The organism is Zunongwangia sp. HGR-M22 (genome assembly GCF_027594425.1).
Classification (GTDB): Bacteria; Bacteroidota; Bacteroidia; order Flavobacteriales; family Flavobacteriaceae; genus Zunongwangia.
On sequence record NZ_CP115159.1, the window covers coordinates 603,222 to 624,066 of the forward strand.

Sequence of the window (20,845 nt, forward strand, 5' to 3'; positions counted from 1 at the left end):
AAATGCTACTGGTCTACACGCAAAAAGTTACTCCTAGAATTATCTATATTTTTAAGCATATATGTACAAATATGCTGGGGATAGAGATTAAATTTACCTCCAAAATAGAGGAGTTTGTAGCGCATGATGGTTTTAAAATGTCTTACGGAAAACAGCCGTTAGGGAACGAGTTTTTTATTCAGAATACAGATTTATTACTAGAACATGGTTTTGAAGAGCTGGAAGTTAAGGTACAGCCTTGGGGAAATACAGTTTGCTTTTTCCCGGTAAGTGACCATAGCAATTTGCCTTTCGATATATTTGCCGCCTCTTTTTATTTACTTACTAGATACGAAGAATATCTACCACATGTAAAAGATAAAGCTGGCCGGTTTCCGGTTTCAGAAAGTTTGGCCTATAAAGAAAGCTTTCTAAAAACACCTGTTGTAGATATTTGGGCGTACAAATTTAAAGAAGTTTTAAAAGAGAAATTTCCAGAGATGCTTTTTAATACAACCAATTTTAGAGCAGAGACTATTTTTGCTATAGAGCATGGTTTTGTTTTTAGTAATAAGGGAGTTATTAGGAGCATGGTTGGATGGGGTAATGATTTAGTAAAATTGCATTTTCATCGATTTGTAGATCGTGTAAAATCTTGGATGAAACTTAAAAGAGATCCATACGATATTTTTGATGAGTTGGTGCAGTTGGTAAAAAAACATTCATTATCTACGATTTTTATGTTCAAGGTTGCAGATTTTACACTGTATGATAGGAATATAAATTACAACAGAATGCCTTATCGATCCAATATAAAATATGTCTCAGATTATGCTAAAATTGGATTGCTGTTAGGTCATTATTCTTCTCAGGTTATTAAAACATTACGCGTAGAAAAGGTGCGATTAGAAAATATTATCCATTATCCTTTAGAAAATGTTTTAAATGCAAGTTACGATCTTGGCATCCCTGAGCATTTTAATACGTTGGCAGAATTAGAGTTTGAAAATGATTACTCTATGGGATACCCAGACGATTTGGGATTTAGAGCCGGGACCTGTTTTTCATTTTTGTTTTATGATATTAATATGGAAATTACCAGTCCGCTGCAAATTCATCCTTATATCTTCAATTCTAATGTGGGTAAAAAATATTCTTCCGAAGAATTGAAAAAAGAAATTAGTAAAATTCATGAAAGGGTAAAAAGCGTAGGAGGAACCTTTAGGACGATTTTCAAGAATGAAGACTTTTCAGAATATTATAATAGCAGTAGGTATTATTCACTATTAAAACAAATTCATGAAATTGAATAATATAGAGCATATTTTTTTTGATTTAGACCATACGCTATGGGATTTTGATAAAAATTCTGCACTTACTTTCGAATATATTTTTAAGCTGAATAGCATAGAGATAGATCTATCCAAATTTTTGGAAGTATATGTTCCTGTCAATTTTAAATATTGGGAGAATTATCGCAAAAATTTAGTTTCTAAAGAGAAACTGCGCTATGGCAGGTTAAAAGATTCTTTTGAAGCCTTGTCTTACAATCTCTCTGATAAAGATATTGCCAAGTTATCTAATGATTATATTCTTTATCTTTCTGAATATAATCATCTTCTGGATGGTGGCTTGGAAGCTTTGGATTATCTTTCTGATAAATACAAACTTCATATTATTACCAATGGATTTGATGAAGTGCAGCATAAAAAAATGAAGAATGCTAATATTCTTAATTATTTTGAAACAATAACAACCTCTGAAGAAGCTGGTGTTAAAAAGCCACATCCAACTATTTTTGAAATGTCGCTTAAAAAAGCCAAAGCTTTACCGGCAAAATCGGTGATGATAGGGGATAATTACGAAGCAGATATCGAAGGTGCTGCCGCCTTTGGATTACACACGATTTATTTTGATTATTACAATAAGTCGATTTACAAAGATATTATAGGATTAAACAATTTGAAAAAGATTAATCAGTTTTTGTAGAATGGACTTTAATACTTTTACTTTTGAACTGAGAATTAAATTAAAATAATAATGAAAAAGCTTACTGTTTTATTTGCAATATTATTTACCGCTATTATCTATGGTCAAAAAAGCGTGGATGATTATAAATATGTGATTGTTCCAGAGAAATTCGAATTCTCAAAAGAGAAAAATCAATATCAGGTTAATGCGCTTACAAAGTTTTTATTAGAGAAGTATGGATTTTCAACGGTGATGAAAAGCGCTGAAAAACCAGCTGAATTGCAAAATAATAACTGTTTAGCCTTAGAGGCAGATGTTCAAAATAATTCAGGTTTATTTGTGACCAAAATGGTGCTTCAATTAAAAGATTGCTACGGGAATGTGATTTATGAGTCTAAAGAGGGAAGAAGTAGAGAAAAAGAGTATAAAAGCGCTTACCATGAAGCCTTAAGAGATGCCTTTACATCTTTAGAAGATTTAGATTATTCGTACAACGAGGATCCTATAGTAGAACAAGCTTCAAATAAACAGGTTGAAAAACAACCAAAAGCTGTTGCAGCTACTGAAGTTTCTAATGCTGTAGAGAGTGAAGTAGAAGTGGTTGAAGAAAACGAAATGGATACTGAAGATTCTATTATTGCAACTTCTTCAGAAAAGTTTTTTGTGAACGATAATTCTGTTTATTTTCTTAAAGAGAATGAATCTGGATTTGGTTTTTATCAAAAAGGAATGTCAGAACCTTTTGCAATGCTTATAAAATCTGATGGTTCAGATAATTTTATCTACAATTCACTCACTAAACAAGGAATTGCTTATTTTGATGAAGACGGAAGTATTGTTGTAGAGATTTTTGATCGCCAAAGCAATAAAACGATAAAAACCGTTTATAAACTTCAGGATTAATAATTGTATTTTCCAGACCATCTTTTCCGAAGAAATTCGCGTTGAGAGTTTTCTCTAGGGTTATTGCCCGGCTCGTAAAGGATGGTATTTTTTATCTCATCTGGTAAAAATTCTGCTTTTACAAAATTACCTTCATAATTGTGGGCATATTTGTAGTTTTCCCCATATCCTAAATCTTTCATTAATTTAGTTGGTGCATTTCGAATATTAAGGGGTACAGAAAGATTTCCTGTTTGCTTTACTAAGCTCATAGCTTGATTTATGGCTTGATAGGAAGCATTACTTTTTGGTGAAGTCGCCAAGTAGGTTACACATTGGCTTAAAATAATTCTGGCTTCAGGATAACCAATAGTTGTTACCGCCTGGAATGTGTTGTTGGCAATTACTAACGCTGTAGGATTTGCATTTCCTATATCTTCACTGGCAAGGATTAATAATCTTCTGGCAATAAATTTCACATCCTCTCCACCTTCAATCATTCTGGCTAGCCAATAAACAGCTCCGTTAGGATCACTACCTCTAATCGATTTTATAAATGCTGAAATGATATCATAATGCTGTTCGCCGGTTTTGTCGTAGAGCACCGTGTTTTGTTGTACTTTTTCAAAAACTAGATCATTAGTAATTTCAGATCCTTCGTCACTTGAATTAACTAAGAGTTCGAAAATGTTGAGTAATTTTCGTGCATCACCGCCACTTAATCGCAGCAAAGCTTCGGTTTCTTTAAGCTTTACGTTTTTCGAAGCTATAATTTTATCCTCTTTCATCGCTCTGTTAAGCAAAGCGATTAGATCTTCTTTAGAGAAAGGTTTGAGTACGTAAACCTGACATCTGGAAAGTAATGCTGAAATAACCTCAAAACTTGGGTTTTCTGTAGTCGCACCGATTAAAGTTACCCAGCCTTTTTCTACGGCACCAAGAAGCGAATCTTGCTGAGACTTACTGAAGCGATGAATTTCATCTATAAAAAGAATCGGACTTTTTGTCGTAAATAAACCATCACTTTTTTTTGCTTTCTGAATGACTTCGCGTACATCTTTTACACCACTACTTATCGCACTTAGGGTGAAGAATGGACGATCAGATTCATTAGCGATGATATTTGCTAATGTCGTCTTACCAACGCCAGGAGGCCCCCAAAAAATCATCGAAGGGATTATTCCTCTTTGTATTTGCTGTTTTAAAGCTCCTTTTTCTCCAATAAGGTGCGTCTGACTCAAATATTGCCCTAAAGTCTTTGGTCGAAGTCTTTCTGCTAGTGGTTCACTCATATTGCAAATGTAAAAATTAGAATGACAAAATATCTACTATGTTGAATTGGTTATTTTTTTGTAGTATGCTATAAAATTAATAGAGATTGAGCAGCAAGGAAAATTTTCAATTCACACCGGGAGTTATTGGTTATCCCTTAGTTTTTGTGTTAATTATATGGATTGTATTTTGGGCTGAAGTGAGATTTGGTTTCAGCCTAAATCATTTGGGAGTCTTTCCCCGAACTCTTGCTGGGTTAAGAGGTGTGATTTTTTCTCCATTTATCCATAGTGGGATAAAACATTTATTTAATAATACAATTCCGCTTTTGGTGCTTTCTATGGCCTTATTTTATTTTTACCGAAGTATACGGTGGAAGGTTTTGGGCTACGGTTTTTTCTTAACTGGTATTGTTACGTGGTTAATAGCAAGGCCGGCTTTTCATATAGGTGCTAGCGGAATTATTTATCTATTAGCAAGTTTCTTGTTTTTCAAAGGAATATTTTCAAAACACTACAGGTTGGTTGCGCTATCTTTAATCGTTGTTTTTCTGTATGGTGGATTATTTTGGTATGTAACACCAATTGATCCTGAAATTTCTTGGGAAGGTCATCTGTCCGGCTTAATAGTAGGTTTGGTCTTTGCGTTTGCATTTAAAAAAGATATCGCAATTTCTCCGAAATATAGATGGGAGCAGGAAGATTATGATGAGGAAGAAGATGAATTTATGAAGCATTTTGATGAAAATGGAAATTTCATTGAAAAATTACCTGAAGATGAAACTGCTGATGAAGAAGATCAAATTCAGGTAAATTATATTTTTAAAAAAGCGGATAAAAAAGATTGAAATTTAAAATCGCTGTCTAACCACTTCATAAAGAAAAGCACCACACGCCACAGAAACATTCAAAGAAGCAATCTCTCCGTGCATTGGTAACTTAACCGAATGATCTACTGTTTTTAAAATTGAAGGCGTTACTCCTTTTGCTTCGTTACCCATAACTATTGCTGAAGGTTTTTTGAAATCGACATCATATAAATGCATTTCTGTTTTTTCGGTAGCAGCAACAACCTGTATTCCGCTAGATTGTAAATAGAAAACAGCGTCTTTAATATGGCTTACTTTGCAAATTGGAATTTTAAATACCGCACCAGCTGAAGTTTTCACGGTATCAGCGTTAATTGGAGCAGCTCCTTTTTCAGGAATAATTATCGCATCTACTCCGCAACATTCTGCAGTTCTTATAATCGCACCAAAATTACGCACATCGTTTACCTGATCTAAAAGTAGAAAAAAAGGAGCTTCTTTTTTAGCTAATATGGGTTCTACAGTATCTTCTAAAGTTAGAAAATCGATTGGGCTTATCTTCGCAACAACACCTTGATGGTTCCCTTTGCTTAAATTATGTAATTTTTCCTGCGGAACGTAAGATATATTGTATTGTCCTTTAGCAAGGGTTCTTTTTAATTCTGAAAACAGATCTCCCGATAAACCTTTTTGAATAAAGATTTTATCGATAGTTTCTCCGCTTTCAATAGCCTCTATTACTGCCCTAATTCCAAATATTGTCGTAGTCTCTTTCATGGGGTAAAAGTAATAGAAGAATTTGAATTAAAACCTATAACATTCAAAAATGAAGAAATAAGGAAGTACTTGAAAGGACTTTATTTTAAAAGACTGTGATAATATTCTGCTACGGGTATCAAATCTATAGGTTCTTCAATCTCTATATTTTTTTCCTCTAAATAGCGAGAGATTTTAGCTTTTTTATCTTTAAAAATTTTTATAACAGACCTATTTTTTAGTTTGACCTCTTCATATTTATTATTATTGTTTATTACATAATATTTAGTTTTGAATTTATATTCGGCGTTATACGTGTTGTTAGAGCTGCTGGTCCATCCGCTTGCATTTGGGTCGTCTAGATCCTTAATATATTCTATAATTACTATTTTTGAAGGAGGTGAAACTATTTCATAGTATTTTGTTTCTTTTTTATTCTTTTCAAAATCATACCCAGGTATTTTATTTAATAATACTTTTGCGTTACTATTCTGGATTATCATTCCTTTAAAACCGCTATCTTTTAACACCATTATGTTATTAGATCCAGAGGTAGTTTTGTAAACGATGTTATTTTGATGAATGTCGTAGTTTATAAGTTGCGCATCGCTTCTGGTTTCATTTGCGTAAATTCCGTACCCTACATGCCATTCGTCAAAAAGAAAAGGAGTTCCATTTGTTCCACCCCGAGTAATTTTGTAGCCATCGGAAATGTTACCGGTAGCAATGTCGCTTTGGCTTAGAGCTGCGGCATAGGTAAATAGTGATAGTGCTAAAAGTTTGATTTTCATGATATTTGATTTATATACAAGATAAGCATTAGATTTTATATATAAAAAGCCTGTACAGATATGTACAGGCTTTTAAACAAGCTAATTCTAATGAAACTTATTCAAAAATCCAGATCTTAGTATTCAGATCATCAGGTCCTTGTTCTGAAATTGCTTCATTATACGATTCTTCGTTTAGATCTCCAGCAGTAGCTGAATATGCTTGTCTGTTAGGAATTCCTGTAGCTCCACTTAAAAGGGTTGGTGCAGCTTCAAGTTCTTTTTCAAATCCTGCCGCTAACATTCTTCTCCATTCTGCCCATGCTTCGTAACCCTGTAAATAAAGGCTTACCCATTTTTCGTAACCAATAGATTCTCTTCCGTTATAAGAATTATCAGCGATATAGTCATCAGCTTCATCATCAGATATTCCCCACTGTGACATAGATGCTTTAATTGCTTCTTTATAAAGATCACTCGCATCCTCAGTTGTCCAACCTAAAGCTGCAGCTTCCGATCTCGCGAAAAGTACTTCAGAATACGTAAATATGTATAATGGAGCAGTTTGATTGTTTATAACATCAGCCGTGATAAAAGAATAATCATCTATAGCAGAATTTTGTTGCCCATAAGGAGCTCCGATAAAGTCACCGGCTGAATTTGCTGGCTCTGCCATTGCGTAAAGTCTAGGGTCTTCAGGATCGGAAATTGAACCTGAACCTACTAATGATTCAACAAAAGTATCACTCACCGCAAAATCTTTTCTAAAGTTTGGTGCATAAAACCTATCTTCCCAAGGATTATCGTTGTTTTCGTCTGCAAGATAAGGATAGAATAGGTTTTCATCATTAGAAGAAATGGCACCACCTAAAGCTTCATTGAACATTGAAGATCCAAGTGTTGGGTTGGCTTCTGATAATCTTAATGCCATTACCATTTTTAATGTATTTCCAAAAGTTCTCCATTTAGACATATCTCCTTCAAATATAAAATCACCTGTAGGTCCATTGCCATCGTCAATAATGGAAAGCGCATAATCGATTTCTTCGAAAAGGCCCATGTATATATCTTCCTGAGAATCATAAGCCGGATAGATATTGTCTGTGCCACTAAGAGCTTCGCTATAAGGAATTCTTCCCCATCGAAGTGTCATAGACTCAATGAAATATGCTCTAAGTATGGTGGCAGTAGCGATCTGGTTCGCGTTGGATCCTCCAGATATCGCGCTGGCAGCTGTATCCTCATTAGTATTGAGTTCGATTATTCCATTAAGGTCAGCTAAAATAGCATACCAGCCATTGAAGCTCCAGTTTAAATCTCCATATTGAGATTCTTCTGGATATTGACCGTTTGAGATATATTGAACATATAAGTTAGGAGTTGTAGCTCCTACATAATCACTAACAGCTCTCTCTGCTCCAGTTAATAGGCTTGAAGTGGTAGGATTGCTAGGAGCATTATTGTTGACATTCGTATCATTAAAATCTACTGTATCACAAGATGTGATCGCTAGGGAAACAGCAAAAATTAGAGTTGATACTTTTATAAATTTATTTTTCATTATTCTCCGTGTTTTATTAAAATGATAAAGTGACGTTTAGACCAATTGTTCTAGCCATAGGTAGCTGTCCGCCTTCAGTCCATGCGTAATCAGGATCTTCTATTTCAGAGGTGTCAATCCCATCAATTGAAGAGTATATTAACCATAAGTTGTTTGCATAAGCTCCTATGTTTATATCTTTAAATGGCGTATTTGTGAGTAAATTTTTTGGAATTGTATAGTCTATTCTAGCCTGTCTAAGTTTTACGTATGAGTTATTATATAACCATTCCTCAGCAAGTCCAAACATATAACTTTCGTAATATGTTTGAGCATCCACATGATAAGAAACTGGTTCGCCTGAATTTTCGTCAACTCCTTCTATAAATACACCACCGCTGTTAGCCCCGTCTGTTACAGGATCCCTAAGAGGATTTCCTAAATTGTTGTTTCCAACTGTTTCTGTAGATAATCCTGAATAGGCATTAAACATTTTTGTAGTAGAAAATATTTTACCACCTTTCTGGAAATCGATATCAAAACTCAGGCTTAGATTTTTATACTGTAAGTAGTGAGACATACCACCTGTGAAATCTGGCAGTACATTACCTAAATATTGAGAAGACTCGTATCTAGGTTGACCACTAGAACTTAATAATATGTTTCCATCCTCATCACGAGAATATTTACGCCCATAGATAGCACCCCATTCTTCACCTGTTCTTTCCTGAAGAGATGTTCCTCCCCAAGTTGAAGCAAGTACATTAGTGTTGATTCCTGGAGATATCTGATCTACAGTTCTTTCTAAGGTCGCAAAATTTGTTGTGAAATTCCATTCGAAATCATCTGTTCTAGCAGGAACTAGATTTAATGAAATTTCCCAGCCATTGTATGTTTGTTTACCATCATTGCTACGAGTAGCAGTGTATCCTGTAGAACCATCTAAAGAAACGCTTACTGGTAATCTCTCATCTGTTTTTTCAAAGTAAGTAACGTCTAAGCCAATTCTACTATTTAGAAGCTTAAATTCTGTTCCGAACTCCATTTCTTCTCTTACTCCTCCTATAAGTGAAGGATTTACTAAAGTTCCAGGATAGGATAAAGAACCATAGCCAGAATATGGTGTTCCTACGTCATAAGTTTGGACGATGTCGTAAATATCTGGAAATTGTGGAGCCTGAGCAAAACTACCTCTTAATTTACCAAAATTGATCAAATCATTTTGCTCAAGAAGTTTACTAAATATAAAACTAAAGGAACCTCCATAAGTTTCTACTCTATTATCTGAAGGAGTTGCCGTGGATTGCCAATCTAAACGAGCAGAACCATCTAAGAATAATATTCCTTTGAAACCAATTGAGGCTTTTGAAAATACAGATTGTCTTTTTCGATCCTCTTTATAACTAGATACATTTGGTCTACCTACCGAGGTGTTTAAACTATAAAAACCGTCAGCTTGAAGTCCTCCTGTAGTCGAAGCATTTATATTTTTAAAATTGTAATCCTGCAGTTCAAATCCCACATTTGCGGTAATGTCAAAATCATCATTTAAATCGTGGTCGTAATTTAATATACCAAAAAGCTCATCTGTGCTTTCATAGCTTTCACCTTCACCATAAGCCGGCGTGTTCAATCCCCCCCAAGGCGATCTAAATGTAGATTCGTAAGCTTCGTAATTCTTTCTTAGTTCTATACTACCAGTAAGATCCGAATAGAAATCATAAGAGATACCGATTTTTCCGTATAAAGAGTTCTTCGTCTGTGGTACTTTTGCTTCATTTACACTAAGATATGGTGAATCCCAATATAAAGGTCTCGCATTAGTTGGACTATTGATATTCCATGAAACTACTTGTCCACCTCTTCTATAATCTTTTAGTCTATCGATATCTAATTGTCTTTGCCACCACTGGTTGAAGTTAGATGCGATATTCCCATAACCTGTTTCTACAAAATTTGTAGTTCTTCGATCTTGGTAACTTACATTAGCAAAACCTTGTAATTTTTCTGTGATATCAAGTGTTGCATTCATGGTAGCTTGAATTCGGTTTTGATCTGCTCCAGGAATGATACTTTTTCGTTCAACGCGAGCTATTGATGCTCTAATGGAATATTCTTCTCCACCTTTAGAAAAGGTAAGGTTCGTATTATTGGTTATACCAGTTCTAAAAAAGTTTTTAACATTATCTGGATTAGGGGAGAATGGTCTTAATTCTCCAAATTCAGGTTGTCCTTGAATCCAGCTATCCCAATGACGTACCATTTGGCCTTCCATTTTTGGTCCCCAACTTTCATCTGCATAGTATTCTACCATGCTTTGTCCATCAAATGAAGCCCAGCTTTCTGGGTGAACCGACGGATCGTAAGAAAAAGTATTGAATGTTTGCTTGTAGCCTCCTCCATATATATTTTGATATTCTGGAAGTTCAGCAACATTTTCAACTGCTGTACTGTGGTTAATAGTAATAATACTCTCACCAGATTTTGCAGACTTCGTGGTAATAATTATAACTCCGTTAATACCTTCTGGTCCATATAGCGCTGTTGCCGCAGCACCCTTTAAAATAGACATCTCAGCGATGTCATCAGTATTGATATTTGATGAGGACCCGACTTTAATATTGTCAACAATATAAAGAACGCCAGTATTACCTCTCAAACGAATGTTAGAATTGTCAAAACCAGAACTAGCAGCGCCGTTAAATTGCACCCCCGCAACTTTACCTGCTAAAGCGTTATTTAGATCTGTTTGTCGCGACTTTACAAGAGTATTTCCTTCTACTGTTTGCTGCGCAAATCCCAGACTTTGTTTATCTCTTTCGATACCCAAAGCAGTGACAACAACCTCGCTAAGCTGCGAAGCATCCTCTTCCATGGTTACATCAATCGTAGAAACATTAGAAACTGGATACTCAGCTGTTTTCAATCCTACAAAGGAGAAAACTAATATATCTCCTTCAGTCGCATCAATTGCGTAATTTCCATCGAAGTCTGTTTGAACCCCTGTATCCGTGCCTTTAACAAGCACATTTACTCCTGGTAGTGGAAGGCCGTCGGAATCCTTAACCGTACCGGAAATTTGATTTTGTTGGTAAGCAAATGTTACCTGTGAAACTAGCGCTAACAGGAACGCTAATAGAATTGTAATTTTTTTATTCATTTTTAATTTGTTTGAATTAGCCGATTCAAAAATGATAATTAAAAGTTAATAATGCAATATATTTTATGTGTATAGTGTTAAAATAAAGATATAAATGTTATTTAATTGCTTACTTTATAGTTTTTTATTGATAATAATTTGAATTTTTATTAAAATTAGATTCACGCCTTTTAGAAAAATTGAGACGACATTTGGTATTCTTGATCTTAATTTGGAATATAATAAAAATGGTATAGTAAAACGTTTTAGTTAAGAACCTTCATAAATTTTAATGTGATCATCTCAAAATTAGAACTAACTATAAGGTTTTCGTGTTATTACTCATTGAATATAATATTTGTCTGTAATACCGATTTTTTTTAAAATTATATAAGCTCCCATTTTATACATCTAATAGTGCTTACATAAATATCATTCGAATAATTAAATGTAGTCAGGCTCTTTCAAAATTAAATGGGCTAATGCTTAAAATGCGTAATATGATTATGTGCTAATGATTAAAAATAAAAAGCCCCTAAACGCATGTTTAGGGGCTTTTATGGATAATATAAATACTCTTTTAGTTTCCTTCAGAGTAATTAAATTCTATACTTACTGCGTTCCCGTTTACAACAGTCACATTTGCAACTGTAAAGATACCATACATTGTATCTTCGTCATCTCTGTTTACTTTGTACACAAAAGTGTCACCTTTTTGAAGGTTAGTAAAAGAGGTAGCGCTTTCTCCGTCTTCATACAAAGCTTTCGTGGATAATACGTCGGCATTCTCATAAAAGTCATTATCTACTTTTACAAAAGATAAGTTACTATCGTTGATTACTTCGAAACCGTTTGGTGCTAAGAATCTAATTTCGCCGTCTGCACTGCCATCCGCTGAATTTTCAGCAGTAAGTAGGTCTAATTGACTCATATCATTATCATTAGATAATGTTGCTGTGTTGCTACGGCTAAAATCTTTTGGAGTAATAATAAGAGATCCTGTTGTTGCATCGGAAATTGAACCACTTTGGCTTGTTAAAGTGTATACCAAAGTGTCTCCAACTTCTATGTTAAGATCTTCATAGTCTGTGTCACCGATTGAAAAGCTTTCGCCATCAAAATCCAAATCATCTAAACCGCTGTCTATTGCCGTACCATCGCTATTCTTCTTAAGCATTAAAGAAAAATCATCGATGTCTGATAAGGCGTAGTTAGAATAAGCTATACTTCGAGTCGATAGGCTATCTAAAGTGGTAGTTGATGGATTATCTTCATCTAATTCAGTTACTTTTTCGACACTTATTGCAAAAGGGTCTTCTGAGTAGTTTCCATTAGAATAGGAAGTGCGAATTACAAAGTCATAAGCCCCTGTTTCCGCATCATCCTCAAAGTTGAAATCGCCTAGGATAGAAGAGTTAAACGTTCCTGTGTCTCCATCTATCGATCCCATGCCTACAGAGGAGCCGTCCATAAAAATTTCTACTTCTTGCGCGCTAACTCCATCGGCTGTGTTTACAGTGAAGTTAAGATCTGCATTTCTATCTAATACACTAATTTGAGTGTCTTCAAGATAAGTATATCCGCCTATATCTACAGTTTTATCGTCAAAACCGTCTTCATCACAAGAGGTTAGCAATCCTGAAGATATCAAAGCAATACTTAAGTATTTTAAAGTTGTTTTCATTTCTTTCTTTTTTAATTTTAATTTACATCCCAGAATAATGGTGTTTGAAGCTCATCTCCTCCAATGGCATCACTTGCTTGCTGATAATTAGCTGAATTCAAATTTTGCTCTCTAATTGGATATGTAAATCTTAACGGAATTGGATTTTCCGAAACCTGAGGTAAATTCAAACTTGGATTATCAAACTTTCTCCATACATACCAGCCTTGGAATGCATTGTCATACATAGCTATCCAGAATTGAGTTGCTACTTTTTCTTCCCAATTATCATTAGAATAAGCAACGTCTGACTGAGATAAATAATCTTCAACTCCATCAGTAGACCCTAACCAATATTGGAAAGATGCAGATATAGCGTTCTCGTAGTGAGAAGAAGCATCGGTTGCTCCGCCAATATTACGTGCGGCAGCTTCCGTAAGTAGAAATTCTACTTCAGCATAGTCCATTAAGATACCCGGATGTGTAGGTTCTCTAAATTCAGATCCTATATGAGTATAATTTGAGTAGCTGTTTGAAGCTCCATAAATACCACCGGTATATTCACCATTTAAATTGTCATCAAAATATACAGATCTTCTTGGATCTTCTAGGTTGTTCATGTAGTCTACGATTGTGTTGGCAGTAACATAATCTGAACGTCCGCTCTGTACCAAATCTTCCCATAATGGGTTTGTGTTTGGTGGTGAATCAAGATAATTGAAAATAGCACTGTCGTCATTAGATTCCATTACTCCGTTAGAAATTGCAATTTGAACTGCATTATTAGCAATATCTGGGTTTGATTCAGATAAACGCATGGCAATTCTAAGTAGTAATGAATTAGAAAATTTTTGCCATTTGCTCATATCTCCATCAAATAGCAAATCTTGAGAATCAAAACCGGCGCTATTAAAATCACCGTTAATCTCAGTTAAATCGGTAATTAACTGATTGTAGATGTCTAAAGCATCGTCGTAAACAGGTAGATTGTTTTCTGTATCTAAAGCTTCAGTAAAAGGTACATTGCCAAATGTATCCACAAGATAATGCCACGTGTAAACTTGTAGTACCTTTATTTGAGCAAGTCTAGCGGCTACTTCTTCTTCAGGCAATAAATCTGCATTAGCAGCCGTGATTTCTTCGGCATCTTTTAGGTCTACTAGTACATCACGATATAATATTGCAAAATGCGTTTCCGGAATATTACGATCTGTAAGGTTAAAATTAGGTTCTTGCGTGTAAGTTGTTGCAGTTAGATACTGGCTAACGAAACGGAAGATATTATTATTAACACTAAGATTAGTTACCTGATCCATCAAATCTTTGGTAGCACTCGAAAATAGAAAAGAGGCTGGGACGTCTGCTGGATTTTTAGGATTTTCATTCATTCTTTCATACTTGTCGTCACTACAACTAAAGAGTACGAAAAGTGAAAATATTGATAATATATATTTTTTCATCTTTTTTCTAATTAAAAATTAAGTTTAAGACTTGCACCAACTTCTCTCAAACTTGGGTAAGCACCAGATTGATATCCTTGTACGTTACCTGAGCTAAGACCAGCTTCTGGATCTGAGTATGGTATATTTTTGTGGATAATCCATAAATTTCTACCTATTAATGAGATTGATGCATTAGTTAGAGGTGTGCTATCTATAATTTTCTCGCCGAAGCTATAAGTTAGATTAACTTCACGTAATTTTACAAATGAAGCATCATAAACGTGGCCTTTACTTGCATCACGACCGTATCCATAAGGATGGTTGTAATTGTCAAATCCTACTCTAGTTCTGTTAGGTTGGCCATCTTCTGTAACGCCTGGTAAAACAATACCTCCGCCGTTTGCAAGCGTGTTTCTCTTCGGATTGCCTAGATCATTAGTGCCCACGGTTTCTGGATAGAGGCCAGTAGCCATACCATACCAAGTATCTAAAGAGTAGATGTCCCCACCTTTTTGACCGTCGATCAAGACGCTTAGACTAATGTTTTTATAATTAAATGTATTCTGAACACCACCAATCCAGTCTGGCTGCACATTACCGATAATTTCGTTGTTAGTTTCAGATAGCAAATAATAACCATTATCACCAACAACTTTATTTCCGGCATCATCATAAATATAATCTGTACCTCTTATAGCGCCATAAGGTTGTCCTGGGCTAGCATCGATAGTTATTCCACCTTGCAAACTGGCTAGAGGTAAGTTGCTTAGACTTTCATCTAAGGAAATAACTTCACTGCGGTTTCTTGTCCAGTTAGCACTTATATTCCAGGAGAAATCTTCAGTTTGGATAGGTGTACCTCTTAACTGTACTTCCCAACCTTTGTTTTCTAAAGATCCCGCGTTTCTAACTGTAGTATTAAAACCTGTTGCATTAGAAATATCAACCGGAGTAATTAAATCTTCAGTTGTGCTATTATAGTAAGTCACATCTAAACCTAATCTTCTATCGAAAAAGTCTGCCTCTATACCAAATTCATAGGCTTTAGAGCGTTCCGGTTTCAAGTTTGCATTGTTTATTTGACTTATATTGCTAGCCATGGCTGCATCTCCGTAAGGATTAAGTAGGCTGTAATATTGTTGAATTCTATATGGGTTGGTATCAGCACCTACTTCAGCATAGTTTGCTCTAAGTTTAGTGAAATTCAACCAATCAGCATCGACAAGATTAGATAATAAAATATTACCCGAAATTGACGGATAGTAGTATGTGTTATCTGAAGATGGTAAAGAAGAAGAACGGTCTCTTCTTATAGTACCTTCTATATAATATGTGTTTTTAAAACCAACACTTGCGCGAGCATAAATACCATCAACTAGTTTATCAGCTTCATATTCATCTGGCGCTAGTAAAGGTGATGATGTGTTAGATAAAGAGAAAAGACCTGGAACTCGTAGACCTCCATTTGTTTCAGCTCTTATGTCACTCCATTCATTTCTTCTTAAGTTCCAACCAATGTTTCCATCTAAGTTAAAATCTTCCCCAAAGTCTTTATTGAAATTTAAGATAAGGTCGTAATTGTATTCTGCTTGTCTATTGTTGTATCGGGAATAACCGGATACGCCATCGCTACCTACATTTCTTCTCTCTTCTCTTAATTCGTCGTACGTGTCAAAAGTAAAACGGCCTAAAACACTAAATACGTCACTTATGGAATAGTTTATATTAAAATTACCGAAGTATCTATTTCTAGTGTCAGTTTGGTAATTTTCATAACGAGTCCAGTAAGGATTGTTGGAGTATATTGGAGATAAGTCTGCAGGACTATTTGGATTCCAAGTAATGTTCTGTTTAGTATCGAAATAAGCCTGTTTTTGTTTTTTAAGATCAACATTCGTTTGCCACCATTGGCGAAATTGTTGCATAGGGTTTTCAGAACTGTATCCGGTTCCGTAACGTCCCTTACCATCTGTTTTAATATAGGATATGTTTGTAGATACCGTTAGATCTTCTACTATGTCCTGACTGGCACTAAATTTTATAGTGTTTCTTTTTATAGAACTATTAGGCAGGTTTCCTTCCTGATCAAAATTTGTAACACTTAATCTGAAAGTATTGGTCTCTCCACCACCTGATAATGCGAATGAATTTATAGCTGTAGTTCCTGTTTTCCAAATGCTATTAGGGTCGTTTTCAGCAGGCAGCCATGGTGTTGCTTGCTGGTAAGTCCCCTCTAGTTGCGGGTAAATAGAGTTCCACTGATAAACTGGGCGACCATCAAATGCAGCACCATAAGAAGCATCTTCTGTAAAAGGTGTGAAAGGGATCGAAGGATCAAAGCCGTTTGGTAGGTCTAGATTGCTGTAATTATTAAAATATGGAGTGTCATAGTAAGCACCATAACCAGCACCGTATTCTTTTTGGTATTCTGGTAAAGTGTTATTATTAACTTCAGATACCATAATCGTGGAATTTATAGAAATACCAATTCCACTTCTTTTAGCTCCTTTTTTGGTTTCAATAATGATTGCACCATTAGATGCTCTGGAGCCATAAAGTGCAGATGCAGCAGCTCCTTTAAGTACATTTATAGATTTAATGTCCTCTGGGTTGATGTCTGTGGCAGCATTACCGTAATCGTACCCGCCACCACCAGCTTGTTGGCTAGAGGTGTTGTTGTTAGAGTTATCGATAATAGTACCGTCTATCACATAAAGCGCCTGGTTGCTTCCTGTTAGGGATGAGAAACCTCTAATTACAGTGTTGGATGATCCACCCATTGTACCTGAAGGCTTAACCTGTAAACCTGAAACTTTACCCTGTAAAGAGTTTACAAAGTTGGCCTGTGGAACATCAGAAACTTCATTACCAGCTACCTCTTGCGTGGCGTAACCTAAAGATTTCTTTTCTCTTTCAATTCCTAATGCTGTAACTACAACTTCGTCTAATTGTGCAGAATCGGTTTCAAGTGTGATGTTGATTTCATCATTGTTTTGTACCGTGTACTCTACGGTTTGCATTCCGATAAAGGAATAAACAAGAACATCCCCTTCAATTGCGGTGATACTATAATTACCATCAAAGTCAGTTTGAGTTCCCGAGTTTGTTCCTTTTAAAAGGACAGTTACCCCTGGCAGGGGTAAACCTTGATCGTCTGTAACGGTACCGGAGACCGTTTTTTCTTGCGCAAATGTTACGTGCGCAATTAACGCTAAGAATAACGTTAAAAAACTACATAGTTTTGTGTTCATTTTAAATTTATTTGAATTAGCCAATGCCAAATGTGATAATAAATAGTTAAGAAATCAAGCGTATGAGAAGTGCTTAAAAAGATGATGTGTCTGTGAAGTCAATAAAGCTAAATCTATTTAGTTGGTTGACAGGCTTTAGGGGAAATGTGTTAAATTTATCGGTATCTACAAAGATTAACAATTGAAGGTAGTTTTTTTAGATTTTTATAACAGTATCGGCTAAATTTTTTGGAAATAGTTAAGAACAGGTTAATTGAACTGAATAATATTTAAATGACATAACTGTTTGAATACTTGAAATTTATTTCTACCTTTGCACACCTTTTAAAAGAAGGTGGTTTAAATTAATAAATATTGTAAAAGAAATTATGCCAACAATTTCACAATTAGTACGAAAAGGAAGAGCCAAGATAACTAAGAAGAGTAAATCGGCTGCTTTAGATTCGTGCCCTCAAAGAAGGGGAGTTTGTACACGTGTGTACACAACTACTCCTAAGAAACCAAACTCGGCTATGCGAAAAGTAGCTAGGGTTAGGTTAACCAATGGTAAAGAGGTGAATGCCTATATACCAGGTGAAGGTCACAATCTTCAAGAGCACTCGATAGTATTAGTTAGAGGCGGAAGGGTAAAAGATTTACCAGGTGTTAGGTATCACATTGTTCGTGGTGCACTAGATACCGCAGGTGTTGAGGGTAGAACTCAGCGTCGATCTAAGTATGGAGCTAAACGCCCTAAGAAGTAATTTATTAAACTTTTAATGTAAAGAAATGAGAAAAAGACAGGCTAAGAAAAGACCACTTTTGCCAGATCCTAAGTTTAATGATCAACTTGTTACGCGTTTTGTGAACATGATGATGTGGGATGGTAAGAAATCGGTTGCCTTTAAAATTTTCTATGATGCAATCGCTATTGTAGAAGAAAAAAAGCAAGATGAGGAGAAAACTGGATTAGAGATCTGGAAAGATGCCTTATCTAATGTTATGCCTCATGTTGAGGTAAGAAGTAGAAGAGTAGGAGGTGCAACCTTCCAAATTCCTATGCAAATTAGACCTGATAGAAAAGTGTCTACTGCAATGAAATGGCTTATTAGTTTTGCTCGTAAGAGAAATGAAAAAACTATGGCTGCTAAACTTGCTGCTGAAGTATTATCTGCAGCTAAGGAAGAAGGTGCTGCTGTTAAGAAAAGAGTGGATACTCATAAAATGGCAGAAGCAAACAAAGCATTCTCTCACTTTAGATTCTAAATAAAATGGCACAAAGAGATTTAAAATTTACAAGAAATATAGGTATTGCTGCTCATATTGATGCTGGTAAAACAACAACAACAGAGCGTATCCTTTATTATACAGGTATTAGCCATAAAATAGGAGAGGTTCATGATGGAGCCGCAACTATGGATTGGATGGAGCAAGAGCAGGAGCGAGGTATTACTATTACTTCTGCTGCAACTCATTGTTCGTGGCCTTATAACGGTCATGATTATATCGTGAATATTATCGATACTCCTGGTCACGTTGATTTTACAGTAGAGGTAGAGCGTTCGCTTCGTGTATTAGATGGGGTGGTAGCTTTATTTTCTGCAGTTGATGGTGTTGAGCCGCAATCTGAAACTGTATGGAGACAGGCAGATAAATACCGTGTACCAAGATTAGGTTTTGTTAATAAAATGGATCGTCAGGGTTCAGACTTTTTTAATGTTTGCCGTCAGGTAAAAGAAATGTTAGGAGGTAATCCTGTTCCATTACAAGTTCCTATTGGTGAGGAAGTAGATTTCAAAGGTGTAGTAGATCTTATTTCAAAGAAAGCAATTATTTGGAATGAAGAAGATCACGGGATGACCTATGAAACTATTGATATTCCTGAAGAGCTTATAGATGACGTTAATAAATATAGAGCTGAGCTTGTAGAAGCTGTTGCAGAGTATGATGAAGCTTTAATGGAGAAATTCTTCGAAGATGAAGATTCGATCACTGAGGATGAAATCATTGCTGCTTTGAAAGCTGCTACATGTGACATGTCTATTATACCAATGATGTGTGGTTCTGCATTTAAAAATAAAGGGGTTCAGGCAATGCTTGATGCGGTAATGAGATACTTACCTTCTCCTGTGGATGTGGACGCTATTGTTGGAGAAAATCCAGATACAGGCGAAGAAGAAAGTCGTAAGCCTAATGTAGATTCTCCATTTTCAGCATTGGCTTTTAAAATTGCAACCGATCCATTTGTTGGTCGTTTAGCTTTCTTTAGAGTTTATTCTGGAACTTTAGATGCTGGTTCTTATGTGCTGAATGTGAGATCTGGTAAGAAAGAACGTATTTCTAGAATCTATCAGATGCACTCTAATAAGCAAGAGCCTATTGATAAGATTGAGGCTGGTGATATTGGAGCTGCTGTTGGATTTAAAGATATAAAAACTGGAGATACATTAACTGATGTTAATAACCCAATTATCCTTGAATCTATGAGTTTCCCAGAGCCGGTGATTGGTATCGCTGTGGAGCCTAAGACAAAGGCAGATGTAGATAAAATGGGTATGGCTTTAGCTAAGTTAGCTGAAGAAGATCCAACATTCCAGGTTAAGACAGATGAGATATCAGGTCAAACTGTTATTTCAGGTATGGGGGAACTTCATATTGAGATTCTTGTAGATCGTCTTAAAAGGGAGTTTAAAGTAGAAGTAAACGAAGGTCAACCTCAGGTTGAATACAAAGAAACCGTTACTAGACCTGCTGAACACAGAGAAGTTTATAAAAAGCAATCTGGTGGTCGTGGTAAGTTTGCGGATATTGTATTTGAAATGGGACCTGTAGATGAAGATTTTGAAGGTAAAGGTCTTCAATTCGTAGATGAAATTAAAGGTGGTCGTATTCCTAAGGAATTTATACCGTCTGTTCAGAAAGGATTTACAGAAGCAATGAAAAACGGTCCGTTGGCTGGATTCCAAGTTGATACCTTAAAGGTAGTTCTAAAAGATGGATCTTTCCACCCTGTGGATTCCGATCAGCTTTCTTTTGAATTGGCTGCAAAAATGGGGTTCAAAGCGGCTGCTAAAAAAGCAGGTGCAGTAATTCTTGAGCCAATAATGAAAATGGAAGTTGTTACTCCAGAGGAAAATATGGGGGATATTGTTGGTGACCTTAACAGAAGAAGAGGTCAGGTTAATAATATGTCTGATAGATCTGGAGCAAAAATTGTTAAAGCTGATGTTCCATTATCAGAAATGTTCGGTTATGTAACTACATTAAGAACACTTTCTTCAGGTAGAGCAACTTCAACAATGGAATTCTCACACTACGCTGAAACTCCTTCTAATATATCAGAAGAAGTTATTAAGGCAGCAAAAGGGGCAGCTAACGAATAATATTAGGGTA

Annotated in this window: 15 protein-coding genes; 7 read left to right on the forward strand and 8 right to left on the reverse strand. The window is 35.6% G+C overall.

Annotated features, from left to right (window positions below):
- The first annotated feature begins 2 nt into the window (after positions 1-2).
- Genes PBT91_RS02525 through PBT91_RS02535 form a run of 3 tightly spaced genes read left to right on the forward strand, consistent with a single transcriptional unit; the run spans position 3 to position 2,853 of the window.
- Entirely contained in the window at positions 3-1,292 is a 1,290-nt protein-coding gene (locus PBT91_RS02525; protein WP_270060235.1) for a polysaccharide deacetylase family protein, read from the forward strand.
- A complete protein-coding gene (locus tag PBT91_RS02530) occupies positions 1,279-1,968 on the forward strand; it encodes a YjjG family noncanonical pyrimidine nucleotidase (RefSeq protein WP_270060236.1) in 690 nt (229 codons plus the stop codon). The genes PBT91_RS02525 and PBT91_RS02530 overlap by 14 nt, the downstream gene beginning before the upstream one ends.
- Positions 1,969-2,019: 51 nt before the next feature.
- Positions 2,020-2,853: a hypothetical protein gene (locus PBT91_RS02535; RefSeq protein ID WP_270060237.1), complete on the forward strand. Its 834-nt coding sequence runs from the start codon at positions 2,020-2,022 to the stop codon at positions 2,851-2,853.
- On the opposite strand, the gene PBT91_RS02540 is transcribed toward PBT91_RS02535, so the two are convergent.
- Positions 2,850-4,124, reverse strand: coding sequence for a replication-associated recombination protein A (locus PBT91_RS02540; RefSeq protein ID WP_270060238.1), 1,275 nt, complete (start codon positions 4,122-4,124; stop codon positions 2,850-2,852). The two genes, PBT91_RS02535 and PBT91_RS02540, sit on opposite strands and share 4 nt — an antisense overlap.
- Before the next feature lie 86 nt (positions 4,125-4,210).
- Here PBT91_RS02540 and PBT91_RS02545 point away from each other — a divergent pair, with 86 nt between their 5' ends.
- Positions 4,211-4,951 (forward strand): rhomboid family intramembrane serine protease, encoded by a 741-nt coding sequence (locus tag PBT91_RS02545; RefSeq protein WP_270060239.1) that lies wholly within the window; start codon positions 4,211-4,213, stop codon positions 4,949-4,951.
- 3 nt (positions 4,952-4,954) lie between these two features.
- On the opposite strand, the gene rlmB is transcribed toward PBT91_RS02545, so the two are convergent.
- The 7 genes from rlmB to PBT91_RS02580 all read right to left on the reverse strand — a co-directional run bounded on the left by rlmB (position 4,955) and on the right by PBT91_RS02580 (position 17,473).
- A complete protein-coding gene (gene rlmB, locus PBT91_RS02550; RefSeq protein WP_270060240.1) occupies positions 4,955-5,689 on the reverse strand; it encodes a 23S rRNA (guanosine(2251)-2'-O)-methyltransferase RlmB in 735 nt (244 codons plus the stop codon).
- Positions 5,690-5,769: 80 nt separating this feature from the next.
- Entirely contained in the window at positions 5,770-6,459 is a 690-nt protein-coding gene (locus tag PBT91_RS02555) for a hypothetical protein (protein ID WP_270060241.1), read from the reverse strand.
- Between the two features lie 97 nt (positions 6,460-6,556).
- A complete protein-coding gene (locus tag PBT91_RS02560) occupies positions 6,557-7,999 on the reverse strand; it encodes a SusD/RagB family nutrient-binding outer membrane lipoprotein (protein ID WP_270060242.1) in 1,443 nt (480 codons plus the stop codon).
- A gap of 16 nt (positions 8,000-8,015) precedes the next feature.
- Positions 8,016-11,138 (reverse strand): SusC/RagA family TonB-linked outer membrane protein, encoded by a 3,123-nt coding sequence (locus PBT91_RS02565; protein ID WP_270060243.1) that lies wholly within the window; start codon positions 11,136-11,138, stop codon positions 8,016-8,018.
- A 559-nt stretch (positions 11,139-11,697) separates the two neighbouring features.
- Positions 11,698-12,801 carry a hypothetical protein gene (locus tag PBT91_RS02570; RefSeq protein ID WP_270060244.1) on the reverse strand — a complete coding sequence of 368 codons (1,104 nt, stop codon included), beginning with the start codon at positions 12,799-12,801 and terminating at the stop codon, positions 11,698-11,700.
- Between the two features lie 17 nt (positions 12,802-12,818).
- Positions 12,819-14,240, reverse strand: coding sequence for a SusD/RagB family nutrient-binding outer membrane lipoprotein (locus tag PBT91_RS02575; protein WP_270060245.1), 1,422 nt, complete (start codon positions 14,238-14,240; stop codon positions 12,819-12,821).
- An 11-nt stretch (positions 14,241-14,251) separates the two neighbouring features.
- Entirely contained in the window at positions 14,252-17,473 is a 3,222-nt protein-coding gene (locus PBT91_RS02580; protein ID WP_270060246.1) for a SusC/RagA family TonB-linked outer membrane protein, read from the reverse strand.
- Positions 17,474-17,841: 368 nt separating this feature from the next.
- Here PBT91_RS02580 and rpsL point away from each other — a divergent pair, with 368 nt between their 5' ends.
- Genes rpsL through fusA form a run of 3 tightly spaced genes read left to right on the forward strand, consistent with a single transcriptional unit; the run spans position 17,842 to position 20,835 of the window.
- Complete coding sequence (gene rpsL / locus PBT91_RS02585) at positions 17,842-18,216, forward strand: 30S ribosomal protein S12 (RefSeq protein ID WP_010230128.1); 375 nt, start codon at positions 17,842-17,844, stop codon at positions 18,214-18,216.
- Between the two features lie 25 nt (positions 18,217-18,241).
- Positions 18,242-18,718: a 30S ribosomal protein S7 gene (gene rpsG, locus PBT91_RS02590; RefSeq protein WP_270060247.1), complete on the forward strand. Its 477-nt coding sequence runs from the start codon at positions 18,242-18,244 to the stop codon at positions 18,716-18,718.
- 5 nt (positions 18,719-18,723) lie between these two features.
- Positions 18,724-20,835, forward strand: a complete 2,112-nt coding sequence (gene fusA / locus PBT91_RS02595; RefSeq protein ID WP_270060248.1) for an elongation factor G — start codon at positions 18,724-18,726, stop codon at positions 20,833-20,835.
- Positions 20,836-20,845: the final 10 nt, after the last annotated feature.